This window comes from Paenibacillus sacheonensis (assembly GCF_009909195.1).
Classification (GTDB): domain Bacteria; phylum Bacillota; class Bacilli; order Paenibacillales; family Paenibacillaceae; genus Paenibacillus_Z; species Paenibacillus_Z sacheonensis.
This window is the reverse complement of record NZ_JAAAMU010000013.1, coordinates 57,242-83,836: the sequence shown is the minus strand read 5'-3', so window position 1 is coordinate 83,836 and position 26,595 is coordinate 57,242. Positions and strand designations below refer to the sequence as shown.

23 protein-coding genes are annotated in these 26,595 nt (G+C 57.9%); 4 read left to right on the top strand and 19 right to left on the bottom strand.

The genetic code is table 11. The features are described from left to right. The first annotated feature begins 110 nt into the window (after positions 1 to 110). On the top strand, positions 111 to 899 hold the full coding sequence (locus GT003_RS22065; RefSeq protein ID WP_161701915.1) for a phosphatidylserine decarboxylase: 789 nt from the start codon (positions 111 to 113) through the stop codon (positions 897 to 899). Positions 900 to 1,035: 136 nt separating this feature from the next. Here GT003_RS22065 and GT003_RS22060 read toward each other — a convergent pair whose 3' ends face one another. Next, positions 1,036 to 1,431: a hypothetical protein gene (locus GT003_RS22060; protein ID WP_161701913.1), complete on the bottom strand. Its 396-nt coding sequence runs from the start codon at positions 1,429 to 1,431 to the stop codon at positions 1,036 to 1,038. Positions 1,432 to 1,590: 159 nt separating this feature from the next. After that, on the bottom strand, positions 1,591 to 3,090 hold the full coding sequence (gene pdxR, locus GT003_RS22055; protein WP_161701911.1) for a MocR-like pyridoxine biosynthesis transcription factor PdxR: 1,500 nt from the start codon (positions 3,088 to 3,090) through the stop codon (positions 1,591 to 1,593). 133 nt (positions 3,091 to 3,223) lie between these two features. Between pdxR and GT003_RS22050 the strand changes: the two genes are divergently transcribed. Continuing rightward, positions 3,224 to 3,856, top strand: coding sequence for a pyridoxamine 5'-phosphate oxidase family protein (locus GT003_RS22050; protein ID WP_161701909.1), 633 nt, complete (start codon positions 3,224 to 3,226; stop codon positions 3,854 to 3,856). Between the two features lie 82 nt (positions 3,857 to 3,938). Here GT003_RS22050 and GT003_RS22045 read toward each other — a convergent pair whose 3' ends face one another. Together GT003_RS22045 and GT003_RS22040 are read right to left on the bottom strand one after the other, a co-directional pair. After that, positions 3,939 to 4,865 carry a glycoside hydrolase family 43 protein gene (locus GT003_RS22045; protein WP_161701907.1) on the bottom strand — a complete coding sequence of 309 codons (927 nt, stop codon included), beginning with the start codon at positions 4,863 to 4,865 and terminating at the stop codon, positions 3,939 to 3,941. A gap of 43 nt (positions 4,866 to 4,908) precedes the next feature. Next, the gene (locus tag GT003_RS22040) at positions 4,909 to 5,694 is read right to left on the bottom strand and encodes a helix-turn-helix domain-containing protein (RefSeq protein WP_161701905.1); all 786 of its coding nucleotides are present in this window, start codon (positions 5,692 to 5,694) and stop codon (positions 4,909 to 4,911) included. Between the two features lie 229 nt (positions 5,695 to 5,923). On the opposite strand from GT003_RS22040, the gene GT003_RS22035 reads away from it, so the two are divergent. Beyond that, the gene (locus tag GT003_RS22035; RefSeq protein ID WP_161701902.1) at positions 5,924 to 7,228 is read left to right on the top strand and encodes an aminotransferase class I/II-fold pyridoxal phosphate-dependent enzyme; all 1,305 of its coding nucleotides are present in this window, start codon (positions 5,924 to 5,926) and stop codon (positions 7,226 to 7,228) included. 142 nt (positions 7,229 to 7,370) lie between these two features. Here the strand turns inward: GT003_RS22035 and GT003_RS22030 are convergent, their stop codons facing one another. The 10 genes from GT003_RS22030 to GT003_RS21985 form a co-directional block, all read right to left on the bottom strand. Next, positions 7,371 to 8,669, bottom strand: coding sequence for an acyltransferase (locus GT003_RS22030; RefSeq protein WP_161701900.1), 1,299 nt, complete (start codon positions 8,667 to 8,669; stop codon positions 7,371 to 7,373). Between the two features lie 260 nt (positions 8,670 to 8,929). Beyond that, on the bottom strand, positions 8,930 to 10,261 hold the full coding sequence (locus GT003_RS22025) for an LLM class flavin-dependent oxidoreductase (RefSeq protein ID WP_161701898.1): 1,332 nt from the start codon (positions 10,259 to 10,261) through the stop codon (positions 8,930 to 8,932). Between the two features lie 38 nt (positions 10,262 to 10,299). Then, positions 10,300 to 10,779, bottom strand: a complete 480-nt coding sequence (locus GT003_RS22020) for a DinB family protein (RefSeq protein ID WP_161701896.1) — start codon at positions 10,777 to 10,779, stop codon at positions 10,300 to 10,302. A 160-nt stretch (positions 10,780 to 10,939) separates the two neighbouring features. Continuing rightward, positions 10,940 to 12,106, bottom strand: a complete 1,167-nt coding sequence (locus GT003_RS22015; RefSeq protein ID WP_161701894.1) for an amidohydrolase — start codon at positions 12,104 to 12,106, stop codon at positions 10,940 to 10,942. Between the two features lie 18 nt (positions 12,107 to 12,124). Continuing rightward, positions 12,125 to 13,276, bottom strand: a complete 1,152-nt coding sequence (locus GT003_RS22010) for an LLM class flavin-dependent oxidoreductase (RefSeq protein ID WP_161701892.1) — start codon at positions 13,274 to 13,276, stop codon at positions 12,125 to 12,127. A 69-nt stretch (positions 13,277 to 13,345) separates the two neighbouring features. Next, the gene (locus tag GT003_RS22005; RefSeq protein WP_161701890.1) at positions 13,346 to 14,098 is read right to left on the bottom strand and encodes an amino acid ABC transporter ATP-binding protein; all 753 of its coding nucleotides are present in this window, start codon (positions 14,096 to 14,098) and stop codon (positions 13,346 to 13,348) included. Then, positions 14,095 to 14,805: an amino acid ABC transporter permease gene (locus GT003_RS22000; protein WP_161701888.1), complete on the bottom strand. Its 711-nt coding sequence runs from the start codon at positions 14,803 to 14,805 to the stop codon at positions 14,095 to 14,097. The genes GT003_RS22005 and GT003_RS22000 overlap by 4 nt, the downstream gene beginning before the upstream one ends. A gap of 1 nt (position 14,806) precedes the next feature. Continuing rightward, positions 14,807 to 15,595, bottom strand: coding sequence for an amino acid ABC transporter permease (locus GT003_RS21995; protein WP_161701886.1), 789 nt, complete (start codon positions 15,593 to 15,595; stop codon positions 14,807 to 14,809). A gap of 21 nt (positions 15,596 to 15,616) precedes the next feature. Next, a complete protein-coding gene (locus GT003_RS21990) occupies positions 15,617 to 16,486 on the bottom strand; it encodes a transporter substrate-binding domain-containing protein (RefSeq protein WP_161701884.1) in 870 nt (289 codons plus the stop codon). A 380-nt stretch (positions 16,487 to 16,866) separates the two neighbouring features. Continuing rightward, the gene (locus tag GT003_RS21985) at positions 16,867 to 17,745 is read right to left on the bottom strand and encodes a LysR family transcriptional regulator (RefSeq protein ID WP_161701882.1); all 879 of its coding nucleotides are present in this window, start codon (positions 17,743 to 17,745) and stop codon (positions 16,867 to 16,869) included. A gap of 390 nt (positions 17,746 to 18,135) precedes the next feature. On the opposite strand from GT003_RS21985, the gene GT003_RS21980 reads away from it, so the two are divergent. Then, positions 18,136 to 18,657 carry a GNAT family N-acetyltransferase gene (locus GT003_RS21980; RefSeq protein ID WP_161701880.1) on the top strand — a complete coding sequence of 174 codons (522 nt, stop codon included), beginning with the start codon at positions 18,136 to 18,138 and terminating at the stop codon, positions 18,655 to 18,657. A gap of 1,283 nt (positions 18,658 to 19,940) precedes the next feature. Here GT003_RS21980 and GT003_RS21975 read toward each other — a convergent pair. The 5 genes from GT003_RS21975 to GT003_RS21955 form a co-directional block, all read right to left on the bottom strand. Next, positions 19,941 to 21,185 (bottom strand): ABC transporter permease, encoded by a 1,245-nt coding sequence (locus GT003_RS21975; protein WP_161701878.1) that lies wholly within the window; start codon positions 21,183 to 21,185, stop codon positions 19,941 to 19,943. Further along, complete coding sequence (locus GT003_RS21970) at positions 21,169 to 21,939, bottom strand: ABC transporter ATP-binding protein (RefSeq protein WP_161701876.1); 771 nt, start codon at positions 21,937 to 21,939, stop codon at positions 21,169 to 21,171. The genes GT003_RS21975 and GT003_RS21970 overlap by 17 nt, the downstream gene beginning before the upstream one ends. Before the next feature lie 249 nt (positions 21,940 to 22,188). Further along, positions 22,189 to 23,430, bottom strand: a complete 1,242-nt coding sequence (locus GT003_RS21965) for an S-layer homology domain-containing protein (RefSeq protein WP_161701874.1) — start codon at positions 23,428 to 23,430, stop codon at positions 22,189 to 22,191. Positions 23,431 to 23,638: 208 nt separating this feature from the next. Further along, entirely contained in the window at positions 23,639 to 24,706 is a 1,068-nt protein-coding gene (locus GT003_RS21960; protein ID WP_161701872.1) for a Gfo/Idh/MocA family protein, read from the bottom strand. A 358-nt stretch (positions 24,707 to 25,064) separates the two neighbouring features. Beyond that, entirely contained in the window at positions 25,065 to 26,582 is a 1,518-nt protein-coding gene (locus GT003_RS21955) for a DEAD/DEAH box helicase (RefSeq protein ID WP_161701870.1), read from the bottom strand. Between the last annotated feature and the right edge of the window lie 13 nt (positions 26,583 to 26,595).

Here is a 26,595-nt window from a genome sequence, read left to right as displayed (position 1 = left end):
CGGCTTAAACATCTGGAAATGTCGTCTATTGATAATTGCCCCGCGATATGTCACACTAGTCCCAAACCATCTAGAACTGCCCCTATCAAGAGAGGACGTGAACTTCCGGCATGACCAAATGGCTGCTCCGATCCATGACCGAGCTAAGCTCGCGCAAATGGATTTCGCGCATAACCGGTCGATTCGCCCAGTCGCCGGCCAGCCGGCGCTTTATTCCTAGATTCGCCCGGATGTACGGCATCGCCGTTCAGGAAGCGGAGAAACAGCTGCATGAATACCGCACGCTCAACGAATTTTTCACGAGGCGTTTGAAAGCGGGCTCACGGCCGATCGATACGGACCCGAACGCGCTCGTCAGTCCTGTGGATGCGCTCGTCACCGGCTGCGGACCGATTAAGCAAGGGACGATCCTGAACGTCAAAGGCCAGGATTATACGATCGAGGAACTGCTGAACCTCTCGCCGCGCATGGAGAATTACAAGAACGGCTACTATATGGTCCTCTACTTAAGCCCGACCGATTATCATCGCATACATACGCCGATCGCCGGCACCATCGTGGAACGCGAGCATGTCGAAGGCAAGGTTTATCCCGTCAACGATTTCGGTCTCCGCCATATGCGCCGCGTGCTAAGCCGCAATGAACGGCTGATCACGTACATGCGCCATGCAAGCGCCGAGACGGCGATCGTCAAAGTCGGCGCCATGAACGTCAGCAGCATTCAATACGTTCAGCCGCTGCGCGACAAAATGGAGAAAGGCGACGACCTCGCCTACTTCGAATTCGGTTCCACCGTCGTGCTCCTCACGGAGGACGACAGCTTCAAACCGCGAACGGACATGCAAACCGGCCTCAAGGTGCGCATGGGCGAGAAGCTCGGCACGCTTGTACCAAGCTAGCGTCGCGACGAAAGAAAGCAGCGTTAATCCCCATACGGTATAGCATGGAAATCGCATATGCACCAACGCTAACGAAAACGGCAGGCCAAGTGGCCTGCCGTTTGTGCTTTGCTTTTGCTTATATGAACATCCCGAATCAGCGTCTATGCTTCATCAAGAATACCTGCTCGCGCTTGACAAGCAGCTTTTCCCGGTCCTGTTCGATCTCGCCTTTAATCCGCTTCAAGCAAGCCCCGCACAGCTTTCCCTGCCGGGTCGCTTCCCCGCAGAGGTCGCAGGCGTCTGCCAAATTGGGGTACTCGTAAAGCTTCAGCCGGTTTCGGCGGATCAGGCTCCGAATGCGCGGGACGGGAACGACCGCCGCTTCCCCTGCTTGTTCGTTCGTCATGAAACGATTGCGCCGCAGCGCCCTCTCGATCGCGTCGATCTCTTGGTCCTCGCTAGCCATGCAGTTCGAGCACATATTGCGCAGGTTCTTCTGAAAAATGTTCCCGCATTCGGGACAATGCGCAACGTTTAGTTCTATAGACATATGATCCCCTCGCTATGACTAGTTCTTTTTAACCATCATAACTTAGAAAGGAATATTTTTCATCCACCTATTTTCGAATAGCATACTTTTGCGCTGACCAACCGCGGCTGCACTAGTCGGTCGGCGTAACAGCCGACCAGCGATAATTCCATACCAGCCTTAGCCACGATCCAGCTCTATGCACGCCGCCTCGATAATCGCCCCGCCTCGTACAATCTGCTCTTCCCGCAAATGCGCGAACCCGAACAATGCCGAGCACCTAGGCGCCCCGCCCTCCCATAGTGAATCCCCGACGGACCAATCGACGCCCCGTTCGGCGCAGCGTTCCCTCAGCACGGCATATCGCCGGGCATCCCCTCGCCACTCCGCGAACATATGCAGCCCCGCATCCGCAGGCACGAAACGGAACCAGCGGGCGAGACGCGCATCCACCTCTTCCTGAAACGTCCGCAGCCTTCTCCCGATGATCCGCTTCATGCGCCGGACATGCTTCGCATAGGCACCGCCTCCGATAAAACGCGCCATCGCCCGCTGCTCCACCAGCGCCGACGGATGCGGCTCGAGCAGCGCCTTCGCCAGTCTGAACGGCTCCTGCAAGGAGTTCGGAAGAACGACATAACCGAGGCGCAAATCCACGAACATCGTCTTCGAGAACGTACCGATGTAGACGACGCGGCCCTCGCGATCCAGCGCCTTCAGCGGCTCCACGGGCCGTCCGCCCCAGCGCAGCTCGCTGTCGTAATCGTCCTCGACAATGACGGCTCCACGCCGCGATGCCCACGCTAGCAGCTGAGCGCGCCGCGAAGCCGACAGCACGGCACCGGTCGGGAACTGCCGGGTCGGCGTGACGAGCAGCAGGTTTGCTTCCCAATTCGCCGGCACGATGCCGTGATCGTCGACGGCGGCTGCCAGCAGCGTCCCTCCTTGCGCGGTGATGGCACGCTTAATGCCGGAATAACTCGGATTCTCCACCACTACGGGCATGCCGGGTTCGACGAGCAGCATGGACAACAGCGCGATCGCCTGCATGGAACCGTTCGTAATCATGACGCTGGCGGCATCGGCACGAATGCCTCGTTCTCGGCGGAGGTCATGCGCGATCGCCTCTCGCAAAGGAAGGTACCCATCCGGAGGAGCCGTTATGGCCGGGAACGCCTCCATCATGTCCCTGATCTCCGCATACAAGGCGGATTTCCATTCTCCGGCCGGAAACAGATTCGATTCCGTTTCCCGCAAGCGAAAGCTGATCCCTGCCCGAAGCCCGTCGTTCGGATTCAGCGGATGACTCTCGATGAAACTGAACCGCTCTTTCGATACCACCAATCGTTCGCCCCAAGCCGACAGCGCGAGCGGCGCGGCTCCGGCAGGCTTACCCGAAGCATTGCCGCTTCCTTGCAGCGGGACGCCGAACGAAACGAAGGTCCCGCTGCCCCCTTCCGCCCGCGCGAACCCCTCCGCGATGAGCATATCGTACGCCGCGTTCACGGAGCCGCGCGACAAGCCGTACAAATCGGCCAGCTTGCGGCTCGACGGCAGCCTCGTCCCGGGGGGCAGCGTTCCGTTCACGATGTTCTCCCGCAGCGCTTGGAATACGGCTTCCGTCTTGCGTCCCAGCTCCTCGTAATAACGTTCGTACGCCATGCGAAAATCGATATCCATCTTGTCACCTGCCTTTCTCAGCAGCCTCTTCTCCAAATAGTGGTCCAATAAAAGTAATCATAATTGGATCTTTTGGATTGTCAATGTGCACGGTATGCTAGGAACATTCGATTGGAAGAATGGAGGAAACCCTATGCGCAGAGCGGAATTCGAAATCAACGAAGATCAGGAAGAAATCACAAGCTTCTTGGAAGAGATGAGCTTTGGCTTTCTCGGTACCGCCACGCCTGACGGAGAGCCCTCGATGACGCCGCTCAACTTCGTTTACGTGGGCGGATCCATCTATTTTCACGGCAGCCGGATCGGGGAGAAAATGACCCAACTAAAGAAAAACCAGCGTGTCACCTTCATGGCCGCAAAGGAGTATGCCGTCATCCCGTCGTACTTCAGCGATCCGCTAATGGCCTGCCCGGCGACGGCTTATTTCAAATCGGTGCGTGTCGACGGACATGCCGTCGTCGTCGACGATCCCGCGGAGAAAGCAGCGGCGCTGGAAGCCCTCATGCGCAAGCTGCAGCCGGAGGGCGGCTACAAGGAAATCGATTCCGAGGATCCCGATTACATCCCGCGCCTGAAAGGCGTAGCCGTCGTGCGTATCGATGCGGACCGGGTGATAGGAAAATTTAAGTTCGGCCAGAACCTGAAGCAGCCTGACCGCGAGTCCATCACCGCGCAGCTGGCGGAGCGCGGCTTGCCGCAGGATGCCGAGACGATCGCGCTAATGAACCGCTACTGTCCGCATGCCAAGGAAGCGACCGGGGAGTAGGCACGGCACCAAAAAACGGAGCCTCAGGCGATTATCGCCCGGGGCTCCGTTTTGCGCTTTCATTACTGCTTCTAACTACTAACTATGATTGCGCCAGCTTGCGTGCAGCAACGCCCTCGAACGTCGGCTTGACCGGTTCGATCGTGCCGTCCTCGCGGAAACGCATCTCATCGATGCAGACGACGCGGTGATGGCGGTTCGTTTCCTCCAGCGGACGGCGGTGGTACACGATGTAATAGTCGTCCGTGCCGGGGATGTGCAGGAAACCGTGATGCCCTGCGCTGGTCGCGACTTCCGGATCCTGCTGAAGCACTGTTTCCAACCGCTCGAACGGTCCGACCGGAGAGTCGGAGACCGCATAGGCAACCCGGTAATCCGGCGTTCCCCAGCCGCCTTCGGCCCACATGAAGACGTATTTCCCGTCGCGCTTGATCATGCACGGACCCTCGACATAATCCTTCGGCGTCACGGATTTGAACAGCTCGCCGTCCTCGAACGGGCTGAAGCTGATCATATCCTCGTTCAGCTTGGCCACGTTGCAATGCTTCCAGCCGCCGTAATAGAGATAGGCTTGTCCGTCGTCGTCGATGAACGCATGCGGATCGATCGGCTGCGCGCTCATATGGAAGCGGTCGATGAGCGGCTTGCCGATCGCGTCCAGGAATGGCCCCTCGGGACGATCCGACACGCCGACGCCGATGCCGCCGAGCTCGTCGTCGTTTTGAATATCATTGCCGGAGAAGTAGATATAATACTTGCCATTGCGTTCGATCGGCGACGGCGCCCATACGGCTTTATGGATCCAAGCGAAATCTTCCATCCGAAGAACCCGCTCTACTTTCGTCCAATGGACCAGGTCGTCCGAATGAAAGGCGTCCAGATACGTCTGCTCCTCGTAAGGCGCGGAATACGTCGGGTAGATCCAGTAGCGTCCCACGAAAATACGCGCCTCCGGGTCTGCATACCAGCCTGGAAATATAGGATTGCCGGAGTGTGTCTTGTTTGTCATGCGCTGCGTCCTCCTTGGATGTACGAATTCAGGTCGAGCCGCCCTATCGGATCTCCGACGGGCTCTTGCCCGTATACTGCTTGAACTGCCTGCTGAAGAAGAAAATATCCCGGTACCCGAGCGCGTCCGCAACCTCCGTCACGTTCATCCCGGCATGCATCAGCAGATGCTGCGCCCGTTCGATCCGAGTCCGAATCAAATAAGATTGGACCGAGGAACCGATCATCTCTTTGAATTTGATCGAGAAATACCGCGGCGACAGCTGAGCGCGCAGCGCCAAATCCTCGACGCGGTGCGCGATGCCGGGATTCTGGCGGATGAAGTTGGCGATCTCGTGAATCGCTTCCGTCAGCTGATTGCTCGACTTGCGTTCCACGGGAGCTTCCCGGTCCGCACGAAGCAGATGGATGATCAGCTGCTTCAGGATCAGCTGCGCTTCTTCCTCTGCCGCGTATGTCTTGACCAGGAACAGTCTGACATACCGAACCAGCAAGTATTCGAAGTCGACCGTCTCTTCCAGCGTCCGGTACGATTCCGGGATCATGTCGACCGGTTCCGTAACGTCGAAATGGATGTACGTCAAAACGAGCGGCCGCTGCGGATCATGCGTCGCGCTTGTGAAGTCGCCCGGCCGAAACAGGAAGCAGCTGCCCTTGCTTACGGGAACCGGCACGCCGTTCAGCATGACTTCCCCGCTGCCGCTCCATACATAGAATAGATCGTAATTCGACAAGGGCTTTTCGCGTTTTTGCCATTTCCATCCAGGCTCGCAGACGATTTTAGCGAAGGCGGGCTTCAATTGAAACGATGACGGCGAACAGTGCAGCATCCTCGGATTCCTCCCCCAAGCAAAAACAATGTCGAAGCCATCATACAATACTGTGAATCCTTTGCCAACGTGACATGCATCGGAGATCCATTTTTTCGATTATTGTTTGAAAAGTGACGGGGCAGCCGTAGTCTTTCGCTCCTCTAAAGTGGTATAATATCGACTAATCGGTTTCCGATGGGAAATCAACAAATACGAGACTGAACCACTGAAGGGATGAATAAAGTCCATGAACCCACTTGCCCAGCAATTGAACGCGACGATTGAGCGCGAGAACGTCCACGTTTTCCAAATGTTATCCGCACTCGGTAAAGCCATTTATTTCCCGAAGGAAGGCATTTTGAGCCAATCGGCCGAAGCAAAAGCGAAGGCGAAGAAATACAACGCAACGATCGGCATTGCAATCGAGAACGGTCAGCCGATGCATCTGAAGGTCATCCAGGATACGCTCTCCGCGTACAATCCGAAGGATCTGTACGAGTATGCGCCTCCAGCCGGCAAGCCCGAGCTGCGTACCGCATGGCGTACCAAAATGCTCAAGGAAAATCCGTCGCTCGCGAACAAGGCGTACGGCAATCCGGTCGTGACCAATGCGCTTACGCATGGCCTCAGCATCGTGGCGGATCTGTTCGCCGATGCAGGGGACGCCGTCATCATTCCGAACAAGAACTGGGAAAATTACGAGCTGACCTTCGGCGTGCGCCGCGGGGCGGAAATCGTTGAATATCCGCTGTACGACAGCGAAAACCGTTTTAACAGCCAAGGCCTGCGCGAAGCGCTGCTGGCACAGAAGAGCAAAGGCAAGGCGATCGTCGTCCTGAACTTCCCGAACAACCCGACCGGCTACACGCCCGGCAAGGAGGAAGGCGCCGAGATCCTCGCGGCGCTCGTCGATGCGGCGGAAGCCGGCATCAATGTCGTGACCGTCACGGATGACGCTTACTTCGGTCTGTTCTTCGAAGGCTCCTTGCAGGAATCGCTGTTCGGCCAGATGGCTGGCCTGCATCCGCGCATTCTGCCGATCAAGGTCGACGGCGCCACGAAGGAAGAGTACGTATGGGGCTTCCGCGTCGGCTTTATCACCTACGCAGGCGGCTCCGATGCTACCTTAAGCGCGCTGGAGCAGAAGACGCTCGGCATCATCCGCGCGACGATCTCCAGCGGCCCGCATCCTTCGCAGACCTTCGTCCTGAAGGCGCTGCAATCGCCTGACTTCGAGGCGCAGAAGGAAGAGAAATTCGCCATCATGAAGGGCCGCGCCAACAAGGTGAAGGATCTGCTCGACAGCGGCCGCTACGGCGACGTTTGGTCCTACTACCCGTTCAACTCCGGCTACTTCATGTGCCTGAAGCTGAACGCCGCGGACGCCGAAACCGTGCGGACGCGCCTGCTCGACGAATATGGAATCGGCACGATCGCGCTTGGCTCGACCGATCTGCGCGTCGCTTTCTCCTGCATCGAGGAAGCGAACCTCGAAGAGCTGTTCGACACGATCTATAAAGCCGTCCAGGAAGTGGCAGTCGCCGCCAAATAAAGCATGCACTTGCGTAACCATCAACAAGAGGCAGCCCCGAACATGTCGTTCGGAGCTGCCTCTTGTTCGTTTTCCAAATTCGTTCATGGCCAATTCATAGCCCACTTCCTGCCATAACCAAATCACATCCGACCCCCACGACCTATTTTCCTGCTTTCGCGAGGACCAGCTCTATGGCTGCTTGCGGCTCGTTTGCTGGTTGTGCCTGAAATCTGGATGGCGTCGGACCGAAGAGAATCCAAGCCCCGCGGATATAGCGATGCGCCGCAATCAACACGAGCAGCGATGCCGCCAGGGCAAACAGGTAGCCGCCTGCCGTCCACAAATGATAAACGACCGGCTGCGCGGAAGCCGGCGGATGGCGATGGTAGAGGAGCAGGAAGATCGGATGAATGAGATAGATACCGAATGATAATGCGCCCAAATCTGCGAGCATAGACGAGAGCAGACGTGCCGCCTTTCGCCGTCTGATCCATACGCAGGCTTTCAACAGGAGCAGCGTGGTAAACAGCGTAAATAGATTGTACCCGATTTCGAACCAATATCCATCAGGGACGGCCGCGCCGCTGCGATTCGCGACATGCATCCAAATAAAGCCGACCGTCACTGCCAGCCATGCCGACAGTAGTACCACTGCCAGAATTGATCGTCTTGCCTGTACGGTTCGAACGGTTCGTATTGTTCGAGTTGCTGGTAGTTCTCTAACTGCTCCTGCCGATCGTACTGGTCGTCTCGAGGCGCTTTCAACCTGGGTGGCCAGCATCCATCTTCTGAATGTCTCGAAGCGCATGCCCAGATAGGCGCCGAGCAGGAAGGCCGAGAAATACGTAAGCGACCAGCTTCCTTTATCCCCCATATGCCAGACATTCCGGTTCAACAGATAGAATGCCCACTGGATGACGAAGCCGAGCGGAATGGCCCATTCGACCGAGCCGCGCACCTTTCGAAACAACAGCAGCAGCAAGGGAAACAGCAGATAAAGCTGAATCGTGATCAGAATATAATATAAATGCGGATATGCATTGCCGGCCAGCAAGTGCTCCCCGAACAGCCTCAGCATCGCCGCGGGGTCCCACGCCCGATGGTTCAGCATATGCTTCACCAGCTCATAGCCGAGCGACACCAAGACGTACGGAAGAATAAGTCCTTTAAGCCGTTTGCCATAGAACGTTCGGAGCCCGGATACCGTCAGCGGACGATCGAAATAATTGTAGAACAGCACGAAGCCCGATAGAAAAATAAACGCCGGCACGCAAAACAGCGAGAACGCATTGAGCATGGTGTACGCGTCCCGGACCCATGAATTTTGCACCGTCACGACGGCAGACGAAGTGGCATGCACCATCAGTACGCCTAGAATCGCGATGCCGCGCAGCATTTCAAGCTCCGGTACCCGTTCTTTATGCTTCACGCTCGCAGGGACAATCGTAGTCGTTGTCATTTGAAGTTTAGCCGCCTCCCTTTATAGCGTGTTTGCCGAGACCATCTGATATATATTAATACTGTTTTCCAAATGATTTGAAACTATGAGCCGCGGCCGGATTACCGTACTTTCAATTCGTCCTCCTACTCGGAGTGCCGGTTCAAGCGATGATAGAGAGGCGGCCGAATGCGGCTGCCAATACGGCTGAACGCCAAAAGAAGCAGCTCCGGCAGGCCTTTCGGCCTTTCGAAGCTGCTTCACGCGTACCCCTCCTCGGTTTATATGGACGCTTTCGCGAGCGAATGGCGGTTGGCAGGAATTGCCAACCCCAAATTACCGCGGAGCGTGTCGCTCTCGTATTCCGTGCGGAATAAGCCGCGCTGCTGCAGGATCGGCACGACGTGGTCGACGAAGTCGTTAAGCCCGTTCGGTACGGCCTCGGCCAGCATGAAGCCGTCGGCCGCGCCGCGCACGAACCATTCCTCGATGACGTCCGCGACCTTCTCCGGCGTGCCGATGAACCGGCTTCTCGGCGTCGCCGCTTGGATCGCGACTTGGCGGAGCGTCAGATTGCGCTCCTTCGCGTCCCTCTTGATTTTGTCCGTGCCGCTCTGGAAGCTGTTGCGCCCCAGGTCGCCAAGCTCCGGGAACGGTTCATCGAGCGGGTATTGGGCAAAATCGTGATGCTCGAAGAAACGGCCGAGATAGTTAAGCGCCGTCTCGATGGTGATGAGATTGGCGACTTCTTGATACTTGCGTTCCGCTTCTTCTTCCGTTGCCCCGATGATCGGCCCGATGCCAGGGAAGATGAGCACCTCGTCCGCCGAACGGCCGAACGACGCCGCCCGTGCTTTCACGTCCTGGTAGAATGCGATTCCGTCTTCGACATTCTCATGCCCCGTGAAGATCGCATCCGCTTCCTTCGCCGCGTAATTCTTCCCTACCTCGGACATGCCCGCTTGGAAAATAACCGGCCGTCCCTGCTTGGAACGCGCGATGTTAAGCGGTCCTTTCACCGAGAAGAACTCGCCCTCGTGGTTCAGCGGATGCACTTTCTCCGGATCGAAGAATACGCCGGATTCTTTGTCCCGCACGAACGCGTCATCCTCCCAGGAATCCCATAGGCCGCGCGTGACTTCGAGGTATTCCGTCGCGATCCGATACCGCAGATCATGCTCCGGATGCTCTTTCTTCCCGTAGTTCAGCGCCGAACCTTCCAGCGGCGACGTCACGACGTTCCAGCCGGCGCGGCCGCCGCTCAGCACGTCCAGCGAGCCGAATTGGCGCGCGACCGTGAACGGTTCGCTGTAGGACGTGGACAGCGTGCCGACAAGCCCGATATGACTGCTGACCGAAGCGAGCGCGCTGAGCAGCGAGATCGGTTCGAAACGGTTTTGAAAATGCGGAATCGATTTCTCGTTGATATACAGGCCGTCCGCGATGAAGATCAAGTCCAGCTTGCCTTCTTCCGCCTTCTGCACCCATTGTTTATAGAGCCCGAAGTTCACGCTGGCGTCCGGCTGCGTGTCGGGATGGCGCCACATGGCGGGATTCCCCCCGACGCCGTGCAGCAGCGCTCCGAGTTTTAATTGTTTGCGGGATTTGCCCATGAAGATCTCCTCCTTCAAGTTTGCGGCTGCTTCTCGTCTTAGACGACGACGTACGCGGCCGTGATGCGTTCGATCTGCCCGACGTGATGATTCACGTGTTTGACGAAGCCCCAGACGACATCGCGAAGCGTGACGGTCTCGTCTTTGAAATTAACGCCGGTCTTCTCCCAATCCTCCGCGGCGATTCGCTTCAGAAGCTGCAGATTGTACGTTAAGTAAGCATCATAGAACGCCAGAATATCGTCGACCGAGCCTTTGCTCGCGGACGAGGACTCCACCCAAGCATTCTGGTTGAATGCCGGAAGCTTCGCCTGCGACTCCGCCAGAATCTCGCGTATCCGGAAGCCCACTACGATTGCGTGATCCGCCAAATGCGACAGCACCTCCGTCACGCTCCAGACGCCGGTCGCGGCCTTCCACGTCAATTGATCCTCGTTCAGGTTGTTGATCTTCTGTTTCAACTGCCGGTGCAGCTCCGCATAATCGAATAAGAGCGTAGCAATCTGGTTCGCGGTCATGGCGTATTCCTCCGTTTGCGTTTTTGGGCAGAGCCAAAGCTATATAGGGTCAAGCAGAGCGGTCATCGCAATCAGCCGCTATATCAATCCGTCTTATATCAATTCGTCTTTATTTCAATCCGTCTTATATCAATTCGTCTTTAAATTAATCATTCTCATATCAATTTGCCGTCAGTTCCAGCAGCGCCGATTCGGCCAAGCTTGCGAAAAACTTCGCGCTCGGCAGCAGCGCCCCCTCGTCGATATCGAAGCCCGGGTGATGCCATTCCCTGTTCCCGGACGTACCCATGAAGACGAAGAGTCCCGGCACTTCCCGTTGGTAGAACGCGAAATCCTCTCCTGCGGGCGAAGGCGTCGGCACGATAGCCTGAAGCCCGGCATCCGATGCGGCGCGCCGCGCCAGCGGCACGAGCGACGAAGCGTTCGTCACGGGCGGCGGCCCTTGTATCCAGCGAATCTCCGCCGTCGTGCCGCATGCCGCCGCGACGCCGTCGACCACTTTGCGGAACCGGCGCAGCACATGCTGCCGGACCTCTTCGTCGAACGTGCGGATCGTGCCGTCGAGCACCGCTTTGTCCGGAATGACGTTCCAGGCCGTGCCGCCGTGCAGCTTCGTGACGCTGACGACCGCGCTTTGTAAGGGCCCGACGCTTCGGCTTACGATCGTCTGCAGCGCCGTGATGATATGGGCGGACGCCACGATCGGATCGATGCCCGCTTCGGGCACCGCGGCATGCGAGCCCAGCCCCGCGACTTCGACGACGAAGCCGTCCGCGGCCGCCATGAGCGGCCCTTCCTTGATGCCGACCGTGCCAACGGGCAGGTCGGGCTTGTTGTGCATGCCGAACACCGCGCTTACGCCGTCCAGCGCGCCGGCGGCGATCAGCTGCTGCGCGCCCTTCGCCTTCTCCTCCGCGGGCTGGAACAGCAGCCGCACCGTGCCGCGCAGTTCATGCTCGCGCGCCTTCAACAGCAGCGCCGTACCGATTACCGCCGCGGTATGAAAATCATGGCCGCACGCATGCATCCGCCCCGGCGTTCGCGACGCGAAGGCCAGACCCGTCTCTTCCTGGATCGGCAGCGCGTCGATGTCCGCGCGCACGGCCACGATCGGGCCGGGCCGCAGACCGCCGATTTCCGCGATCACGCCGGTCCGCAGACCGTAATCCACGGTCCGAATGCCGGCTTCCGCAAGCCAGCGCCGAATTGCCGCCGTCGTCTCGAACTCTTCGAGCGACAACTCCGGATTCCGGTGCAGCTCGCGGCGGATGCCAACCAGCTTCTCTTCCAGTCCGGGCAAGCCGGCTTCCGCAATACGTTCCACCATGTCGTTTCCCTCCTGCTATTAGACCGCCGCCGATACCGACGGATTCGATGATGCGTGATCGGACTCGAACGATTGCGCATCGACAGCCCTCGCTGCCGCCGATTTCGCCGTGTCCGGCGCGTCCGCCGAGTTCTCCGTATTCGTCGAGGCCCAGTCCGGAGCGACCAGTTCCGCGGCGAAGGCTTCTTTCAGCAGTTCGAACGAGCGCAGCCGTTTCTCGAAATGAGGCACGTTCGTCGTCACGATGAACTCTTCCACGCCGAACTTCTCCTGCAATTCCAAAAACTTGGCGCGCACCGTCTCTTTGGAGCCCTTCGTGATCTCGGGCGCTTTGACCTCGATGCGATATTTCTCGTTGGACTGCCTGCCGTACTCCTCCGCTTGCTCGATCGTGCCGACCGTCAGCGTCCGTCCGCTCTCGAGATGAATCTTGACCAGCTGGTGATTTCCCGCGAGTCCTTCGGCTTCCTCGTCGCTGTCGGCCACGATCGCGGCAAGCGCGAAGATCGCCTGCGGCTGCCGGCCGCTCTCGTAATTGAACTGCCCGCGGTACGCCGCGAAAGCAGCCAGCGCGACCGCTTCGTCGCTGTTGATGAATTGCGAGAACACGTAAGGCAGACCTAGCGAAGCCGCGATCTCGGCGCTGCCCACGCTCGTGCCGAGCACGTACAGTTCCGGCGCCGTTTCCGGCGACGGCGAAGCTTTCAGTCCCGCAAGCGGATGATCTTCCTCCAGCTTGCCGTGAATGAATTTCTCCAGCTCGACGATTTTATCGGTCAAGGACGGGGGATCCTGAATGCCGCGCTGCAGCGCCTGCGTGGAACGGGGCAGCCCGCCCGGCGCGCGTCCGATGCCAAGATCGACGCGTCCCGGGGCCAGCGACGAAAGCACGTTGAAGTTCTCCGCGACTTTATACGGGCTGTAATGCTGCAGCATGATGCCGCCCGAGCCGATCGTAATCCGTTCCGTCTTGGCAAGCAGATGCGAGATCAGCACCTCCGGGGACGATCCCCCGACATGCTCGGAATCGTGATGCTCCGATACCCACAGTCGCCTGTAGCCGAGCGCCTCGACCCGCTGCGCCAGCGCCACCGTATGGCGAAAAGCCTCCGACGCCGTCTCCCCCGGATAAATCGGCGTTTGATCCAAGATGCTAAGAATAATTCCCATTGCTTTCCCTCCTGGTAGCTTGAATTGGGTTGGATTGATTGCGTGAAATCGGCTTGAACTGGCATGAAATTAGATGGAATAGGCCGGCTCCGGCATGATCCGCTTGAAAAACTGCTTCGTCCGCTCTTCCCGCGGTTTGTTGAAGATATCCCTCGGCGCGCCTTCTTCGACGATGACGCCGCCGTCCATGAACACCACGTGGTTCGCCACGTCGCGGGCAAAGCCCATCTCGTGCGTGACCACGATCATCGTGATCCCTTCCTTCGCGATCCGGCGAATGACCGCCAGCACCTCGCCGACGAGCTCGGGATCGAGCGCCGAGGTCGGTTCGTCGAACAGGATAACCTCCGGATTCAGCGCCAGCGCCCGGGCGATGCCGACGCGCTGCTGCTGACCGCCGGAGAGCATGCTCGGATAAGCGTCCAGCTTCTCGCCGAGCCCGACTTTCTCCAGCACCTCGACGCTGCGGCGGCGCGCCGTTTCCTTGGGCATCTTCTGCACGATGACGAGGCCTTCCATGACGTTCTCCAGCACGGTCTTGTGCTTGAAGAGATTGTAATGCTGGAACACCATCGCCGTCTTGCCCCGCAGCGCGTAGATATCCTTCTTGCTTGCGCGGCCGCAGTCGACCTCGAAATCCCCGATCTCGATTCGTCCTTCGTTCGGACGTTCCAGGTAATTGATGCAGCGCAGGAGCGTCGTTTTGCCGGAGCCGCTCGGACCCAAAATGACGACGACCTCGCCTTTCTCCACCTGAAGATCGATCCCTTGCAGCACCTGCTGCCTGCCGAATGATTTGGTAATGCCCGTCAGCTTGATCATGCGACCCCACCCCGATTGTAAGAATTGACCCGTTTCTCCAAGAAAACGGCTACGCGCTCGATCAGAACCGTGAGTCCCCAGAAAATAATGGCGGCGGCCAAGTAAGCCTCGAAGAATTTCCAGTTGGTCGACGCGACGATCTGCGCTTTGGCGAACAGCTCCACGACCGACACGGTAAAAGCGAGCGTCGACGCATGCAGCATCCCGATGACCGCGTTGGACAAATTCGGAATGCTCGCGGCCATCGCCTGCGGGAACACGATGCGCCGGATCGCCTGAGGCGTCGTCATGCCGACCGCGTAGGCGGCTTCGATCTGGCCCCGGTTCACGGTAAGCAGACCGGAACGAACGACCTCCGACATGTAACCGCCGGCCGTAAGCGAGAACGCGATGAACGCGAAATCGATCATCGGAATCGATGCCGAACGAAATCCGAGTCCAAGCTGCGAGCTTAAGGCATCGATCATCAGCGGCAATCCGAAATAGATGATGAGCAGATGCGTCAGCATCGGCGTGCCCCGGATGAACGTGACGTAGGCGGAGGCAATCGGATGAAGCACCGGCACCTTGTAAATGCGGATGAAAGCAGCGACTGTACCGATGACGAAACCGCAGAGCACGGACACCGCCGTGATGAGCAGCGAGGTCGGTATGACGGGCAGCAGCTTGACTAAGGCTTCCCAGATGAACGATGGATCCAGCTTCATGCTACTGCGCCTCCTCTCTAAGGCGAACGCTGCGTTCGCGGGTGAACCATTGGCGAATTCGGCGGAACCGCTCGCGGCGGAAGACCGGGAACGGGTCGGCTGCGCGGCTCTCGTGCCGCAGCAGTCTCCGCTCCAGAATAATGAGCAGCCGTTCCAGCACCATGCTGATGACCAGATAGATCAGCGCGAGCGAGATATAGCTTTCGACGAAATGATTCGTCAGCGCCGCCAGCGTCTGCGACTTGCCCGTCATCTCCATGACGCCGAGCGAGAAGGCAAGCGACGTATCCTTCAGCAGCGCCAGAATGACGTTGGAGAGGACCGGCACCGCGATCGCGAGCGCCTGCGGCATCACGATACGCGTGAACGCTTGGTAACCGGACATCCCGACCGAGTAGGCGGCTTCCACTTGGCCCCGGTCCACGGAGGCGACGGCCGATCGAATCGTCTCCGAGACGTAGGCGCCTGTATGCAGGCCGTAGGTCAGGATGACGAATACGAGCACGGGCGCCCGGCTGACGTCGATGTTGACGAGCTTCAGGATCTCCGGCAGTCCGTAGTAGAACAGGAAGAGCTGAATCAGAATCGGCGTTCCCCGGAAGAACGAAGCATAGAGCTGGGACAGCCGCTGCAGGACAGGTACTTTATAGAGGCGGGGAAGCGCCACGAGAAATCCGACGATCAGGCTGGTCAGCAGCGCTCCGCCCACGATGATGAGCGTTGTCTGAAGCGTGCCCGCGAGCTTGGGGAAAAACGTGAAGACATAACCGATGTCGAACTTTTCTCCCATTATCCTATCCCTCCTTCGGCCTTATTCCTGCGTGTAATCCTCGCCGAGCCATTGAACGCTCAGCTTGCCCAGCGTGCCGTCCGCTTTGATTTCCTTGATGGCGCCGTCCACCGCATCGGCCAGCTTCTGTCCGTCCGGGTCGTCCTTGCGGAACACGAATTGCACGTCGGCTTCTTCCAGCGTATCGCCGACCGACGCCAGCTTCGCTTGCGGATCGATCAGGGAAAGCGTGAAATCCGCCCCGAGCGTGGCATCCACCCGGCCAGAAGTCAATTGGCTGACGGTATCGTTGGCCGCGCCGTTCGTATAGACGATCTTGATCGCGTCGTCATGCGATTTATTATAGGTTTCCAGCAGCGTCGCCTCGGCGCTCGTCGCGGTCGTCAGCACCTTCTTGCCTTTCAGGTCGTCCAGGTTTTTATAGGCGGCGCCTTTATCCTTCGGAACGATGATCTTCGTTTTCCAGTGGGCGTATGCTTCCTTGTTGAACAAATATTTGGCCGCGCGGTCCGGGTTCTGCTCCATCTCATGCGCTACGAAGTCGATCTTCTTCGTTTCGAGGCTGAGCAGCAGGTTGGAGAAATCGAGCGTTTGGAACTCGAATTCGTAACCCGGCAGGCGCTTGTCGATCTCTTTCACGAGTTCGACGTCGAAGCCGGTCAGCTTGCCGTTTTCGTCCAAGAAGCATACCTTCGGAAATTGCGTACCGGTGCCGACGATGATCTTCTTCACGTCCGCCGCCGCGTTTGCGCTTGCCGCATCATTCGTCTTCGCATTGCCGGAAGCGTTCGCGCTGGCCTCGTTCGTTTCGTTCTTCGAGCTGCACCCCGTCGCAACCACCGTTAATGCCACCAACGCCAAGCCTGCCGTACCGATCATTGTCTTTTTCATACCCCTCTACCTCCGCTGTGTGATGTTCCCTTTGCCGTACCGGCCAAGGCTGTGCCTTCGGACCTCCACAGGAATGGTAGATCGTCGCCAAATCTAAATTTTATAATTCCAATCGTTTTAATCGGAATTGGATTGAAACTAATTTATCATCCGAGGCCGTTATCGGTCAATCCGCTTTTCGATAGAGATTTTCTATACGTCGATGGAGAGATTCGATCTGTCGCCTGGGAGGGCGTTTAAGTTGCTGGCGATGCGGAGGAGAAACGAGCCGATCCATACCAAGCATAGAGGGAATGCGTAATACCGCCGATTCACAGCCGAACTCGGCATGTACGCACCACTCAAACATCGCATACTCCGAATATCTCGCATGCCTGGAATTAGCCGAACAGCGACTCACCGATCTCCATCAGCGATTCCGCGAACATGGCATGCTCGCCGTTCCGGGCAATCAGGTTCGTCTGCAGCGTGATGCCGTTCACTTCCTCGAAATCGATCGGAAAGAGTTTCTCCTCCCGCACTTCCTCCTCCACGCACAGCCCCGGCAGGAAACAGATGCCGGCGCGCTCCAGCACGAGCTTCTTGGCCGACTCGGAATTGTCGACGAAGTATTCGATGTTCGGCTGACGGTCCAGGCTGTCGAACACCCGGTGCACCCGCATCCAGTCAAGCGAACCGCATTCGAAGAAGACGAGCGGCTGGAAGCCAATTTCTTCGATGGACACGCTGCTCTTCTGCGTGAATGGATGCCCTTCGTACACGTATAGTTTGATCGGATCCTCGTAAAATTTATAAGAGATCAGGGAAGGATGCACCACCTTGCGCACGAATGCGAGATCGATTTCCTTGTTAAGCAGCTTGTTTACCAGATCGTCCGTGCTCGAGGTCGTCAGCTTGATATGGATTTCCGGGTATCGCTGCTTTAGCCGGGGCAGCAGGCTCGGAATGAGATAATTCGAGACGGACACCGTCGCGCCGATCCGCAGCTCGTGCGGAACCGTTTTGCGCTGCTGCATGTGCAGCTTGCCTTTCTGAAACGTCTGCATGATCTGCTGCGCGTAGGGGAGGAACTGCTTGCCCTTCTCGGTCAGCGCGATTTGCTTGCCCAGCCGGTCGAACACTTTGCAGTCGAGCTCGCGTTCCAGCGTTTGGATACGGGCCGTTACCGACGGCTGGGAAAGGAACAGTACCTCGGCCGCCTTGTTGAAGCTTCCGTAATGATTCACGTAGACAAAAGCCTCGATATTCTCGATGTTCATATCCGGCACCGCCTTATATTTTATTATTCGCATCAACAAACTGGGAATTATATGTATTCTATAGCTTTTGCCCGCGCGGCGTCAATGAGGCTTGCTTTCGGCAGCTTGCAGAGGGAGAATGGAAAGGAATTGGTTTTCTAAAGAAACCCTCCTGCATCGGAACCTTTATCGAATCTTAACTAACTATCTTTCAATCTTTGATTTCAATAGTGAATTCAATCATGAATTCAATCTTATGTTCAATCATGAATTCAATCCTATCTTCTATCGATATCTTCTATTGGCATATTGAATTATTATATATCCTATTTATCCAGTCGGAATTACGGAGTATAATGAGTTTTACTTGAAGGCGCCCGGCGGGCGTCAGCCGATAGGGAGGAATATTCGATGACAATCATCATTCGGGATGCGACGGACGCAGACCGCGACGCGGTCATTCAGGTCAGCATCGATGCTTATTCGCAGTACTCGGAAACCTTGTCCGCGGACCGATGGGAGGCATACCGCGACTCTATTCTCGCTTCCTTCGACAACGAAGGAGTCGCGGCAAAAATCGTCGCGGAGGAGGACGGCCGCATCGTCGGCTCCGCCCAGCTCTTCATGGACTCGGCAGCCGCCTACGGAGCGCCCCAGCTCGGCATTACGAACCCGATCATCCGGCTGCTTGCCGTGCCGCCCGCGCATCGGGGCAAAGGCATCGCGACGGCGCTCATCCGCGAAGCCGTCTCCAGATCCGTCCTGCTGGGCGCCGAGTGGCTGAACCTGCACACGTCCGACATGATGGCGTCCGCCGTCAGCCTCTACGAACGCCTCGGCTTCGAGCGCGCATTCAATACCGATATCATGAACGGCGAGACGCTGGTCAAAGGCTATCGGCTGGATTTGAAGCGGCAAACGGCCTTGCTCTAGCATGGCATTTGGCAGCTTGTTGCCTAGAAAAGAAGCACCGGCGTATGTATTCATAGAAAAGAGCACCGGCAATCGTCTGCATGAGGCGTTGCCGGTGCTTTTTTGATTAGCTGCGCATGAGGTCGTTAAGAGCGATATAGAACTCCCGCGATCCCATAGTGAACAAAGGTAGCATTTCATGCACAGGCAGCAATGCGGAAGGCGTGGCGCCGCTTTGCAAATTGCGTGCCCGGTAGGAATGGTGCCGCTTCGCGATTACGTTCTCGGCAGGCGTGGTGCCGTTTCGCGATTGCGTTCTCGGCACACGTGGCGCCGTTTCGCAAATCGCGTGCCCGCAGCTGGACACCGCTTGGCGAGTAGAGAGCACAACCATACAAATAACGGTTACCCGGGCCTGCGGCTTTACAAAATGTATCTGGCATGATGAGACAAGAAACGTCCCCATCCAATTAGGGGCTAAAGAGGAAATAAGTGCAAATATGCAACTAATTCCTCAATTTTCCCGACGATTTTCGAAATAAGTGCATATCAGCACTTATTTCGCACAAAAAATCATCCATTTGGGTGTACGTAAAGAAATAAGTGCATATTTGCACTTATTTCGCTCAAATCCACCTTTTAGCCGGAATTAAGTGCATATTTGCACTTATTTCGATCTATCCAATTCCATACAAACCAAACGAAGGTTTTGAGCTGGGAGCGACTTTGGTGCAAAGCACCACGGGAGCGCCTAGAACAAAGCCGGAGCCCCAACCCTCGGAGCCCCGGCCCTCAAAAAACACCGCAAACGAAGGTTTTGGGAACGGGCGTGACTTTGGTGCGTAGGTTTTGCGAATGGACGTGACTTTGCTGCGTAGGTTTTGCGAATGGATGCGACTTTGGTGCGGAGCACCACGGGAGCGCCTAGAACAAAGCCGGAGCACTAATCCTCGGAGCCCCGGCCCTCAAAAAACACTGCAAGCGAAGGTTTGCGAACGGACGCGACTTTGGTGCGTAGGTTTTGCGAATGGACGTGACTTTGGTGCGAAGGTTTTGCGAACGGACGTGACTTTGGTGCGAAGGTTTTGGCGAATGGACATGACTTTGGTGCGTAGGTTTTGCGAATGGATGCGACTTTGGTGCGGAGCACCACGGGAGCATCCATCGCAAAACCGGAGCGCCACGAGCGCATCCATCGCAATACCGGAGCACCACGAGCGCATCCATCGCAATACCGGAGCACCACGGGAGCATCCATCGCAATACCGGAGCACCACGAGAGCATCCATCGCAATACCGAGCCTCTAATCGTCGTCCGGATCAAACGTCAACAGCTTCTTCATCCGCGCCGGCCGGAGCGCCAGCACATACAGCACAGACAGCGCGAGCGCAGCCAGAGCGGGCACGGTCATGCCCTGCCCCGGCAGCAGAATGCCATGCGGCAGCCAGATCGCAAAGGCGCAGAGCAGCGCGGTGATCCGATCGACGCGCAGCACGGCATCGCGGCGCGTCTGCTCCGGCAGCGGATAGACGAGCCGCCAGACGGAATGCCGATGCGAGTGCGCGAGCGAGCCCAGCTGAATGCCGCTGAGCCAAACGAACAGCAGACAGACGCAGGCCGAGCCCCAGCCCTGGAGCAAGCCGGCGTAAGCGGACAGCATGCCGGAGACGATGCCGAGGCCCGCCAGCCGCAAAATAATGCCGCCAAGTTCAGTCCGAACAAGCGTATACGCGTACAAATACGTAAACGCGTTTCGTTTGCCATACGGGACAAATCGCGCCAGCCACGAAATATACGGCCGTGACCGGACGGCTGCCGACTCCGTCGGCACGTCGGCAAAGGCGCTGAAGAAGGCCATATACCGCCGGCGCGTCACTTGCTCTTCGGCGATCAAGGTCAGCCAAGGCAGCGGATAACGCGGCAAACGCGCGTACAGCAGCCAAAACAAGCCCGCGATCACAACCAGGTAGAGCACGGTTTTCCACAGCTCCGTCTGCAGCAGCGCACCAGCCGCGACGGCGGTCGCGCCCCAGCGGAGCAACCGGATCAAGCGCCGCGGTCCGCGTCCCGCAAGCTGGCGTTCGCGCCAGGCGCCGGCCGTGTTCATCAGCTTCAGCAGCAGCGCGAAGATAACGATGAGGACGGGCGGCGTCGCAGCCGGCCCTGCCAGATAAAGCGGTAAGTAAACCAAGCAAACGATAAGGACCGCAGCCGCGCAGGCAAAGGTATTATAACGGAACGAGCGCCGAAGATAAGCGGGCATCTCCGCTTCGCGCGGCACCAAGAAGACGATATCCGCCTCCCGAAGCCAGGTGCGCAGCGGGCTCCAACTCATGAATGGCGTCAACAGAACGACGCCGACAAGCGTGAACGGGAAATTCACCGGCATGTCGCGCAGCAGCAGGCCATACCCTGCGATTCCGGCGAGGAGCAGCATGATCGTGACGCCGGGCAGCCCGCTTTGGGCCATGTCGCGCAGGTACGGGCTGCTTCCGCGCCGAAAGTCTTTGGCGCGCTTGCGCCACAGCGCATCAACGGAACGATCCATGCGATCCCCCATTTGCCACCAGGCGGTAGAAGGCTTCCTCCAGCGAACCAGCGCCGGTGTCGCGCGTCATGCCCGCCGTCTCGCAGACGTCGGCCAGCGTTCCCTGCGCGACGATGACGCCCTGGTGCAGCACGATGAAGCGGCTGCAATACGACTCTACCGTGGACAGAATGTGCGAGCTCATGAACACGGACGAGCCTTCCTTCGTCACCTCGACCAGCTTATCCAGCAGCGATCGGATACCGAGCGGGTCCAAGCCCAGAAACGGTTCGTCGATGACGTACAGCGCCGGCCGCGCCAGAAGAGCATTCATGATCATGACCTTCTGCCGCATCCCCTTCGAGAGATGCGAAGCGAATGCGCCGCGCTTCGGGGTCATGTAGAACTCATCCAGCAGGCTTTCGCTGCGCTTCTCGTAGAGCGGTTCCTCGACGCCGTAAGCCATGCCCGTCAAACGCAGATGCTCCTCCACCGTCAGTTCGTCGAAGAGCAGCGGCGATTCCGGCACGTAAGCGAGCGCCTGCCGATAGTTCTCCGGCTGTTCCGCAAGCGTATGGCCGTCGATGCGGATCTCGCCCGCATGCGCCTGCATTAGCCCGAGAATATGCTTAATGGCGGTACTCTTGCCGGCGCCGTTCAAGCCGATCAGGCCTACCATTTCGCCTGCGGCGACTTCAAAATTCAAATCATGCAGCACGGGCCGCCTGGGACTGTATCCGCCCGTCAGCCCTTTGACTTCTAATATTGGCTTCATCGCATAACTCACCTCGTCCTTCCATTATACCGAAAAAAAGGTTTATGCGAAAAGCCGCCGCCCTGCCGCTCTTCCGCTCCCCTGCTCTCCCTTCACTCCAGGTTAAGACCGAAGAGACTCAGCTACCGGCCGCAGCATAACAAATAGCGCGCTTCCCTTCGTCCGCGATGGAAGAAGGGAAGCGCGCCTGCAGCACAGGTACGTTGACCTGCCGAATATTGCGGTCTACTGAAAAGGCCGATCCGCTAATTAAGAAACGACTTTAATCGAAACGACGATACCGTTCAGAACCGTCAGTTCTACGGCATGCCCGTATTCCAGCAGCGCCGCTTCGCCGATGACCGTAACGTCAGGGGAAACGTTCAATTCGGAAGCCTGCGTGCCGCCATTGACTGCCTTCAGGATCGTAATCGTGGAAATTCTGCCTTGCGCGTTCAGTTTCATCGAGCTGAATGCGCCGATTTGCGTCGTCGCCTGCGGAGCTTCCGGCGCCTTCTTCGTCACTTCGATGAAGACGACTTTGTTCTGATACGTGCGCACGAGCACCTCGTCGCCCGCTTTCAGCGCGGATACGGAAGCTTTGACATTATCGCGGAAGATGAACACGTTCGGGTCAAGCGCCAGCGCGACTTCGCTGTTGTCCGCTTTCACGACCGTGATCGAACCGTTCGCCGAAGCGGCTTTCAGCTTGCCCGTGATGGCCGCAGCGTCGTGATCGGGGAGCTGCGTGTCCGTGCGGTCAAGCAGGGCAGCCAGCTCGGCGCGCGTCACTGGTTGATTCGGACGGAACGTGTTGTCCTGGTAACCGGTGATCAGGTTCTTCTCCAGCGCGACTTGCACGTAGCCGACAGAGCCCGCCGGAATTTTGTCCGCGTCGCGGAAGTTAAGCGTCGAGTTCGCCTTTGCCTTCGCTTCGGCTTCGAGACCCAGCGCCTTCACGAGCAGCGTCGCCGCGAACAGGCGCGTCGCCGGCTTGTCAGCCTGGATCGTGTCTTCCGACTCGGAGAACAAATCCTTCTCCAGCGCGACGGCCACGTAACCGACGGCCCACGGATATTTCTTCTTCAGCTGATCCGCGTCTTTGAAATTCAGCTTCGTGCCCATTTCGGCTTGCGATTCCGCTTGGTCCTTCAAGCCCATCAGGCGGACGGCCGCCACGATGGACTCGATGCGCGTAATTTTCTGCTGCGGCTTGAACGTGCCGTCTTCATAGCCGTTGAATACGCCTTTCGAAGCCAAACGAACGATATATTCAAGCGCCCACTTAAGGTCCTGCTCGTCTTTGAAGTGAAGGTTGATGCCGGAACCGTTGCCTTTTCCGCCATTCTTGTCGTTGCTCGTGTAGGATTTATCGTCGTTCTTGCCGCCGTGATTGTCGCGTTCGTTATGTCCGTTTCCCTTGCCGTCGGCAAATGCGCTTCCGGCGCCTCCTGCTAGGGTCAGTAACGCCATCGATGTAACTGCTGCCTTCTTCAACATGGCTTTTTTCATGGTGATGCCACTCTCCTCGCGATGCGGTCCAGGCCGCTTTTTACGTTCGCTCATATCGTTCGGGAGAGTGCAAAGGCTTTCAGGGGGTAGCGTCGGAAAAAACTTGTCATATCATACCTATACGGACAGAATGCCGTCGGCGATAACCGCGGGCAGCAAAAAAGAGCCATCTGCCATCCCGGAGAGGCGACAAATGGCGAAGCTGCCGTTATAGCTTGACCTCGGAGCCGGTTCGGGCCGACTCGTAAATGGCGGACAGCACCTTGATCATATCGATGCCTTGGTCGATGGTGAAAATCGGTTTTTCGCGGCCCTTCACGACGTCGATAAAATGAGCCAAATTCTCGCCGTGACCGCCCGTATCCTTCCCGAGACGAGGGACCAAGTCGGTAACGACGCCGTTGTTTTCGCCGAAGATGCCCAGCTTGCCGTTGCTGAATTTAAACCCGGCTTTCGTGCCGCGCAGCTCGACGAAATTCTCCTCTTCTTCGATGTTCGAGGCCCAGCTGAATTCGATTTGCAGCGAAGCGCCGTTGTCGAAACGAATAAAGCCGATCGCCAGGTCCTCCACGTCGAAGATGCCTTCGCCTTCCGCTTTCTCGCCGAATTTGCTGTGCTCCGAACCTGCGATATCCGGACCGTCGGCGAACTTGGTATACGTCGCGCCGGTGACCGATACCGGCTTCGGATTGCCCATGAACCACATGGCCAAATCGATAAAATGAACACCCAGGTCGATCAGCGGACCGCCGCCCGATAGTTCTTTGGTCGTGAACCATCCGCCTTTGCCCGGGATGCCCCGGCGGCGCGTCCAGCCGCAGCGGCCAGCATAAGCTTGGCCCAGATTTCCCTGTTCGATCCACTGTTTCAGGTAACGAGAAGCCGGTCGGAAACGGTTGTTGCGCATGACCATCAGCACTTTGCCGCTTTTCTCGGATGCTTCCTTCATGCGAAGCACTTCGCCCGGGTTCACCGCGTCCGGCTTCTCGCAGAAGACATGCTTCCCCGCTTCCAGCGCGGCTACGGCGATTTCCGAATGAAACAGGTTCGGCGTGCAAATGTCGATGATATCGATATCCGGGAGCGCGATAACGTCGCGGTAGTCGCTGAACGCTTGCGGTATGCCGTGCTGCGCGGCAGCAGCCGTCGCTTTCTCCAGATCGATGTCGCAGATCGCGACGATCTCAACCTCCGGATGTGCTTTCAGCGGCGCGGAGTGCGCCCATTGGAAGATGCCCCCCGCTCCGATTACCCCGATTTTCAACTTTTCTGCCATGCCAACAACTCCCTCTCTCATTGATTTCGTTGAAGCGGTACATGACTGCGGCTGCTAGGCAACAGCTCGTCCGCCCGATACCCGAGCATGAATGCGATTCGTCCAGCTTCTGAGAGTAATTATGGTGCAGGTAATTTTCCATCCCAAGCATAAGAGAGAAAATCGTCCTGAAAACGCTATCATACCTTTAATGCCTTGAATTTGGCAACTAATGAATTCGCTCGAAAAAGGATGAATGAAACCAACCCGCGCGTTTATGCGGCCATTCATCTAACCATTCTCAGACACGCAAAATACGTAAAAAACGTAAAATAGACCGAAATGAGCTCCAGGCTCATTCCGGTCCTTCGATTCCCTGTTATTGCGGTTCGCCGTCGCGCTTGGCTTTCAGCCATTTCGGCGCCCCTTTGTTTTTCCGTTCCCGCTCTAGTTCCTTCTTGGATTTCCCCGGCTTCGCTGACCGCTGCGGATCGGCCGCGCGGGACGCCCCCGCACTGCCGCTTCCTCCTTGGCCGGCCGACGCGCGCGCTGTTCGTCCGAATGGTCCTTCCGCTGCCCGTCGCACCGCAATCGGTGCCGCCGCTCCAGCTTCGCCGGATGAAGCCTGCCGAGCGCTTGGGCGCTTCTCCGTCTGCCTGTCCGCCTGACGGGTGCCGGACTTCTCGGCGCCAGCTCCGGTCTCCGCGCGCCGCGGCGCATTCCCGCGACGCAAGCCTTCATCCGCCCGTCCGCCCGGCTCTTCGCCCGGCGTCCACAGCTGGCCTTTGTACATCGTCTTCTCCTGAAGCGGAATGCCGAGCTGCTTGCGGAATTTATCCATGATGAACAGCTGGTTGCGCGTCACGACGGATACGACCGTACCCGATTTGCCCATCCGGCCCGTACGGCCGGAGCGGTGAACGTAGTGGTCCGCATCCAGCGCCGGATCCAAGTGAACGACGAGCGGCAAATCCGCGATATCGAGTCCCCTGGCCGCCACGTCCGTCGCCAGCAGAATTTGAAGGCGTCCTTCCCTGAAACGAGCCAGCGTGGCCGAGCGCCGCTGCTTGTCCGCATCGCCGTACAGCGTCTCCACGGAGAAGCCTTCGTACTTCAGCTTCGCCTCGTAATTCGCGATTTCGTCCGTCTCGTTAATAAACATGAGCGCCGATGCCGGCTTCAGCAGATGGATGAGCCTTCTTGCGGTGTCCGCCTTGTCCCGCTTCTCGCATACGACAAAATAATGCGCCACTCTGCTGCTCGCCTGCGCGTCGGGAGTGACGTTCACCTGCTTCGGCTCCCGCATCCAGCGCTCCTCTACTTCGGCCATCGCCTGCGGCCTCGTCGCCGAGAAGAACGCGATCTGCCGGTCGCGAAGCATGCCTTTGAGCAGCACTTCCACTTCGACCGTCGAACCCAAATTGAACACTTGGTCCGCTTCGTCGATAATGACGAATCGGATGCCCTGCAGCTTCAGCTTGCGGGACTTCACCAGCTCGTGAATCCTTCCCGGCGTGCCCACCACGACATGCGGATGCTCGCGGAGCTTCTCCACCTGGCGCTGCATCGATGCCCCGCCGATCAGCTGCTGCGTACGAACGCCGATTACTTCGCCGTAGGTCTCCGCCACGCGGAATATTTGCATCGCGAGCTCCTGCGTAGGCGCGAGAACCATCACCTGCACGGCGCTGCTCGACGTATCGACGCGCTGCAGGGCCGGCAGCATATAAGCCAGCGTCTTGCCGGAGCCGGTCTGCGATTTTGCCGTGATATCATGACCTGCCAGGAGCAGCGGAATCGTCTCCGTCTGCACGGGCGTCGGCGCCTCGATCGTATGTTTTCGTAATGCTTCTATCAGCTGCGGCTGCAGCTGCAAGTTTTCCCAAGACACATGCATCAAACTCCTCTTA